The organism is Type-D symbiont of Plautia stali (genome assembly GCF_001485335.1).
GTDB classification, from domain to species: Bacteria; Pseudomonadota; Gammaproteobacteria; order Enterobacterales; family Enterobacteriaceae; genus Pantoea; species Pantoea vagans_C.
This window is the reverse complement of the sequence record NZ_BBOC01000062.1, coordinates 23,725-30,544: the sequence shown is the minus strand read 5'-3', so window position 1 is coordinate 30,544 and position 6,820 is coordinate 23,725. Positions and strand designations below refer to the sequence as shown.

6 protein-coding genes and 1 tRNA gene are annotated in these 6,820 nt (G+C 55.1%); 6 read left to right on the top strand and 1 reads right to left on the bottom strand.

Annotation, left to right across the window (positions count from 1 at the left end; genetic code table 11):
* Window positions 1–143 precede the first annotated feature (143 nt).
* The 6 genes from xylF to PSSD_RS18300 all read left to right on the top strand — a co-directional run bounded on the left by xylF (window position 144) and on the right by PSSD_RS18300 (window position 6,286).
* A complete protein-coding gene (xylF, locus tag PSSD_RS18325) occupies window positions 144–1,136 on the top strand; it encodes a D-xylose ABC transporter substrate-binding protein (protein WP_039328456.1) in 993 nt (330 codons plus the stop codon).
* A 24-nt stretch (window positions 1,137–1,160) separates the two neighbouring features.
* Complete coding sequence (locus tag PSSD_RS18320; RefSeq protein ID WP_058973201.1) at window positions 1,161–2,681, top strand: xylose ABC transporter ATP-binding protein; 1,521 nt, start codon at window positions 1,161–1,163, stop codon at window positions 2,679–2,681.
* Window positions 2,674–3,846: a xylose ABC transporter permease XylH gene (gene xylH, locus PSSD_RS18315; protein ID WP_039328454.1), complete on the top strand. Its 1,173-nt coding sequence runs from the start codon at window positions 2,674–2,676 to the stop codon at window positions 3,844–3,846. Before PSSD_RS18320 ends, xylH begins: the two co-directional genes overlap by 8 nt.
* Window positions 3,847–3,939: 93 nt before the next feature.
* A complete protein-coding gene (gene xylR, locus PSSD_RS18310; RefSeq protein WP_039328453.1) occupies window positions 3,940–5,118 on the top strand; it encodes a D-xylose utilization transcriptional activator XylR in 1,179 nt (392 codons plus the stop codon).
* Window positions 5,119–5,179: 61 nt separating this feature from the next.
* Window positions 5,180–5,274: transfer RNA gene (locus PSSD_RS18305), tRNA-Sec, on the top strand.
* Window positions 5,275–5,434: 160 nt separating this feature from the next.
* Entirely contained in the window at window positions 5,435–6,286 is an 852-nt protein-coding gene (locus PSSD_RS18300) for an AraC family transcriptional regulator (RefSeq protein WP_052205911.1), read from the top strand.
* Here PSSD_RS18300 and PSSD_RS18295 read toward each other — a convergent pair.
* Window positions 6,240–6,638, bottom strand: coding sequence for a helix-turn-helix domain-containing protein (locus PSSD_RS18295; RefSeq protein WP_039328451.1), 399 nt, complete (start codon window positions 6,636–6,638; stop codon window positions 6,240–6,242). The two genes, PSSD_RS18300 and PSSD_RS18295, sit on opposite strands and share 47 nt — an antisense overlap.
* Window positions 6,639–6,820: the final 182 nt, after the last annotated feature.

Here is a 6,820-nt window from a genome sequence, read left to right as displayed (position 1 = left end):
CTCAAAGAATCACAAATAAACAAAAAAACGTAATAGCCGGATAAAAATCAGTAATTGATGTTATCTGAAACTCAAGGCAACAATTCATCCGCTTGGTTCATAGCCTTACAACGACAATAGCCTCAACCTACAGGATGACCATGATGAAAATGAAATATACGCTGTTAGCTGCCTGCGCTGCGCTGGCCCTGTTTAGCCAAACCGGTATAGCGAAAGAAGTGAAAATTGGTATGGCGATCGATGACTTACGTCTGGAACGCTGGCAAAAAGACCGCGACATTTTTGTTAAACAGGCCGAATCTTTAGGGGCCAGTGTTTTTGTCCAGTCGGCCAACGGCAATGAAGAAACGCAGATGTCGCAAATTGAAAATATGATCAACCGTGGTGTCGATGTGCTGGTGATCATTCCTTATAACGGACAGGTATTAAGTAACGTGGTAGCCGAAGCTAAACGCGAAGGCATTAAAGTGCTGGCTTATGACCGTATGATTAATAATGCTGACATTGATTTCTATATTTCCTTTGATAATGAAAAAGTCGGCGAACTGCAGGCCGAAAGCATTGTGAAGCAGGTGCCAAAAGGTAACTATTTTATGATGGGCGGCTCGCCAGTCGATAATAATGCTCGCCTGTTCCGCGCGGGACAGATGAAGGTGTTAAAACCGTACATCGACAACGGCAGCATCAAAGTGGTGGGCGATCAGTGGGTCGATGCCTGGTTACCTGAGAACGCGCTGAAAATCATGGAAAATGCCCTAACCGCCAACGGCAACCATATTGATGCGGTCGTCGCCTCCAATGATGCCACCGCAGGCGGCGCGATTCAGGCGCTAAGTGCGCAAGGTCTGGCAGGCAAAGTCGCAATTTCCGGTCAGGATGCCGACCTGGCCGCCATCAAACGCATCATGAATGGCACACAAACCATGACGGTGTATAAACCCATCACCGAACTCGCTACCGAAGCCGCGAAAATTGCCGTAGAACTCGGCGATAACCAAACGCCTGCCAGCAACGGCAAACTCAATAATGGCCTGAAGGAAGTGCCCTCACGCCTGCTGACGCCCATTCCCGTCAACAAAGACAATATCGAAAGTACCGTGGTGAAAGACGGCTTCCACAAACAAAGCGAACTCTAAGCACCGCTGCGAGGAGGACTCCCTATGCTGCTGGAAATGAAGCACATCACCAAACGTTTCGGCGCGGTGAAAGCGCTGGATGATATCAGTCTGCGGCTGGATGCAGGTGAAGTGATGTCACTGTGCGGCGAGAATGGTTCTGGCAAATCGACCTTGATGAAAATCCTCTGCGGGCTCTATCCGCACGGTGATTTTGACGGTGAGATTCACTTTGCCGGCGACCTGATTCAGGCGCAGACCATTCGTGATACCGAACGCAAAGGCATTGTGATCATTCATCAGGAACTGGCGCTGGTGCGCCAGTTCACGGTGATGGAGAACATTTTCCTCGGTGCCGAATTGGGCCGTTTTGGCATGGTCGATGATGAAACCATGACGCTGCGCTGCCAGCAGCTGCTGGCGCGGGTGAAGCTGGATGTGTCGCCTACCACCAAAGTCGGTGAGCTGGGGCTTGGTCAGCAGCAGTTGGTGGAGATCGCCCGAGCACTAAATAAACAGGTTCGGCTGCTGATTCTGGATGAGCCGACCTCCTCGCTCACCGAGCAGGAAACCGAAGTGCTGCTGAGCATTATCAACAACCTGCGTGAGCATGGCATCGCCTGCATCTACATCTCGCACAAACTCAATGAAGTGAAAGCCATCTCTAACACCATCTGCGTGATCCGCGATGGACAACATATTGCCACGCGTCCGGCGGCCGGTTTGAGTGAAGATGACATCATCACCATGATGGTGGGACGCGAACTGACCGCGCTCTATCCGCATCAACCGCACGATATCGGTGACACCCTGCTGGAAGTCAAAAACCTCACGGCCTGGCATCCAGTTAACCGCCATGTGCGCCGGGTGAATGATGTTTCGTTCAGCCTCCGGCGCGGTGAAATCCTGGGGATTGCCGGGCTGGTCGGTGCCGGACGTACCGAAACGGTACAGTGTTTGTTTGGCGTCTGGCCGGGCCGCTGGCAGGGCGATATTGCCATCAACGGTAGGCCCGTAAAAATCCATGACTGTCGCGATGCTATTGCGCACGGCATCGCCATGGTGCCGGAAGATCGTAAAAAAGATGGCATCGTGCCGCTGATGGGCGTGGGGAAAAACATCACGCTGGCGGCACTCGATCAGTTTAGCCATCGCCTTTCCACACTGGATGAAGCTGCCGAACAGCAGGCCATCAACGCTGCGATTCGTCGCCTGCGCGTCAAAACCTCCTCTCCCGATTTGGCGATTGGACGGCTGAGTGGCGGCAATCAGCAAAAAGCCATTCTGGCGAAGTGCCTGCTGCTCAATCCCAAAATCCTGATTCTGGATGAGCCCACGCGCGGCATTGACGTGGGCGCACGCCAGGAGATCTACCTGCTGATCAACGCCTTGGTGCAACAAGGCATCGCGGTGATTGTCATTTCGTCCGAGCTGCCCGAAGTACTGGGCCTGAGCGATCGCGTTTTGGTGATGCATGAAGGGCAAATCAAAGCCGATCTGATTAACAACAATCTAACTCAGGAGCAGGTGATGGAAGCCGCTCTGCGGAGTGAACATTATGCTTAAAACCGAGAGCACACAGAGCCTGCCGGGCACGCCCACACCGGGCAAACTTCCGCGACTGAATCTGCAAGTGTTAGTGATGCTGGGCGCGATTTTACTGATTGCGCTGTTCTTCACCTGGACCACCGACGGTGCCTGGCTGAGCGCACGCAATGTCTCCAATCTGCTACGCCAAACGGCGATTACCGGCATCCTGGCGGTGGGGATGGTGTTTGTGATCATCTCTGCGGAAATCGATCTGTCAGTGGGTTCCATGATGGGTCTGTTGGGCGGTGCCGCCGCGATTTTCGATGTCTGGCTTGGCTGGCCGCTGCCGCTCACCATCGTCGTAACCCTGGTGCTGGGTCTGCTGCTGGGGACCTGGAATGGTTGGTGGGTGGCGTATCGCAAAGTGCCTTCGTTCATCGTGACGCTGGCAGGCATGCTGGCATTTCGTGGCATCTTAGTCGGCATCACTGATGGCACCACCGTCGCCCCTACCAGCCCGGCAATGTCGCAGATTGGGCAAAGTTATCTGCCTGGCGGCGTAGGGTTCGGCTTTGGTTTTGTCGGCCTGGCGCTGTTTATTCTCTGGCAATGGCGCTTACGCCTGCGACGTCAACAGTTAGGGCTGAGCCAACCCGCCGCAACCAGTACCGTGGCCCGTCAGGCGATCACGGCTGTGCTGGTGCTGGGAGCTATCTGGCTACTGAATGATTATCGCGGGGTGCCGACGCCGGTCTTGCTGCTGGCACTGCTGTTGCTGGCGGGCATGTTTATGGCGACGCGCACCGCCTTTGGTCGCCGGATTTATGCCATTGGTGGCAATCTTGATGCCGCGCGTCTTTCCGGGATTAATGTGGCGCGCACCAAGCTGGCGGTGTTTGCGATCAATGGCGTGATGGTGGCGATTGCCGGACTAATCCTCAGCTCTCGCCTGGGTGCGGGTTCCCCCTCTGCCGGTAACATTGCAGAGCTGGATGCGATTGCCGCCTGCGTAATTGGTGGCACCAGCCTCGCGGGCGGCGTGGGTTCGGTCGCCGGAGCGGTGATGGGCGCGTTTATCATGGCCTCACTGGATAACGGCATGAGCATGATGGATGTCCCGACGTTCTGGCAGTACATCGTGAAAGGCGCGATCTTGCTGCTGGCGGTGTGGATGGATACCGCCACGCGTCGCCGGGTGTAATCGCGTGGGCGATCACATTGTGGCGCAAACCATTTCTGCTGTCCTTGCAGCCGTGCTATGCAATGCGCTGAGGGTTTAAGGGAACGCGCCACCATGCATGAGAAACGTTACCGCATTACCTTGTTATTCAACGCCAACAAGGTGTATGACCGCCAGGTTGTGGAAGGGGTCGGCGAGTATTTACAGGCGTCGCAAACCGACTGGGATATCTTCATTGAAGAGGATTTTCGCTGCCGTATTGAGAATATCCGCGAGTGGCTGGGCGATGGGGTGATTGCCGATTACGACGACAGTTCGATCGAAACTCTGCTGGCCAATGTCCAGGTGCCGATTGTTGGTGTCGGCGGCTCGTATCATCAGCCGGAAGATTATCCGCCAGTGCACTACATCGCCACCGATAACGCGGCATTGGTGGAGAGTGCCTTCCTGCATCTGAAAGAGAAAGGCATCAACCGTTTTGCCTTCTACGGTTTGCCTGCTTCCAGCGGCAAGCGTTGGTCGCAAGAGCGTGAGCAGGCGTTTCGTCAGCTGGTGATGCGCGAACGCTATCAGGGCGTGGTGTATCAGGGCATGGAAACCGCACCGGAAAACTGGCAGCACGCCCAGAACCGCCTCGCGGACTGGCTGCAAACGCTGCCACCGCAAACCGGTATTATTGCCGTCACCGATGCGCGAGCGCGCCATCTGTTACAGGCGTGCGAGCATCTTAAAATCCCGGTGCCAGAGAAGCTTACGGTGATTGGTATCGATAACGAAGAGCTGACCCGCTATCTGTCCCGCGTTGCCCTCTCCTCCGTCGCCCAAGGCACGCGGCAGATGGGCTATCAAGCCGCGAAATTGCTGCACCGTTTACTGGATAAACAATCCCTGCCGCTGCAGCGCATTCTGGTGCCGCCGGTCAAAGTGATTGCCCGCCGCTCCACGGATTTCCGTTCGCTGCACGACCCTGCTGTGATTCAGGCCATGCACTACATCCGCTTTAATGCCTGCAAAGGGATCAAAGTCGAACAGGTGTTGGATGCGATTGGCATGTCCCGTTCAAACCTGGAAAAGCGTTTTCGTGATGAGACTGGCGACACTATTCATGCCATGATTCATCGCGAAAAGTTGGAGAAAGCACGCGAGCTGTTAGCCTCTTCTTCATTGAATATTAACGAGATATCTCAAATGTGCGGCTATCCGTCACTGCAATATTTCTATTCAGTATTTAAGAAGAGCTACGCCAGCACGCCCAAGGAGTATCGGCAACTTCACGGCGAGAACGTGCTGTAGCGCACGGCTAAGATCAAGATTTCGTGGCGCATTCTCGCTATACTTCCGCTGCTTCTTTAAAGGAAGATCGTCGTCTCCGGTGAGGCGGCCGGATTTCAAATCCGGTTGGGGCCGCCAGCGGTCCCGGGCAGGTTCGACTCCTGTGATCTTCCGCCACTTCCTTATCTCGTTTGATTCCCAAAAGATGAACTTGAGCAACCTGTAAGTCTTCATTACAAGTTGGACTTATCAGCTTGCCGATGTACAGCAAGTTTGGCTCTTTACTTCTGCAATTGCCTCCGCCATGTTGCAACCTTAATAACATTGCGGAGTCCCCATGCTCATCCATCCCAACGATAAGCTCACCTTCTGCGGCGATCCGCGTGCGGAAGAGTTGCGCCAACGGCTGCAACAGCCGGATGCGCCCAAAGTGATTGCGGCGTCGTTATCCAAGCAGTTGGATCGGGAAAGCCGCACCCATCACCACGCGGCGGGCCAGCTTTACTGCCTGAAACAGGGGATGATGACGGTGAACACGCCGTCGGGGATTTTTGCCAATCCACCGCGCTTGGTGGGTTGGATTCCGCCGCACTTTGAACACGCGATTATCGGGCCAGGCCGGGTGCTGGGCTGGACGGTGTTGGTGGATGAAGCGCTGACCGCACCGCTGCCCAAGCGTCCGGTGCTACTCTCCTGCCCTTCGGTGCTGGAACCCTTGGCCGAGCGGCTGGCAAGCTTGTCGCCTGATAGCTGGGGCAGCGAGCGCTATAACCGCTTGTGCGATGTGTTTCTGGATGAACTGTACGAATCCACTGAACATGCCTTAACGCTGCCGCTGCCTGAAGAGCCGCGACTGCGGCAGATTGCACGTCTGCTGATGGACGATCCCGGGGATGCGCGCACCGGGCCGGAACTGGCACAGTGGGCTGGGCTCAGCCCGCGCAGCCTGAGTCGCCATTGGGCCAGTGCGGTGGGCATGAGCCTGTCGCGTTATCGCCAGGTCTCGCGGCTACTGAAATCACTGGAAGGGCTGGCTGCGGGTAAAAGCGTGCAGCAGGTGGCCTGGCAGGTTGGCTTTGATAGCGTCAGCAGTTATATCAGCGCTTTTCGCAGCGCATTTGGTTCGACGCCGGGCAAATACCTTACGCCGCCTGCCGCGTCTGCGCTTGCAGCATCAGAAGACTCGTAGGCCCATCAATCTCTGGCAGGCTGTGCTGATATTTACGGCGAAACGCACCGGGCGGCAGATGGTACATGCGGCGGAAGGTGCGACACCACGTCTGCTGCGACTCAAAACCATATTTGATCGCTATCTCCATCAGCGGCATGTTGCTATTCACTAAGGCAATCGCCGAGGCCGTGAGTTTGCGCTCTCGAATATAAGTCCCTAACGCAATGCCAGTGTGGCTGCGGAACAAACGCTGCAAGTGCCACTGCGAATAGCCGACGCGTCGCGCCACGGTTTCCAAAATCAATCGCTGTTCAATGTTGTCTTCGATCCACTGCATCAGTTGATGCATACAGGCTGCGTGAATATCCATCTTTCCTCCTGCGGGCGGTTAAACACGTCAGCAGCATTATAAAAAAGCCTTCTCTGGCTATGTTTAGTATTAAAGCCAATAAATAACGAAATCTCGCCAATGTGGCGCACAGGTTGCTGAAGTTGGGTGCTTGCGACTTAACCTATCATGTAATAATGTAAGTTACATGATAAACACAGAGC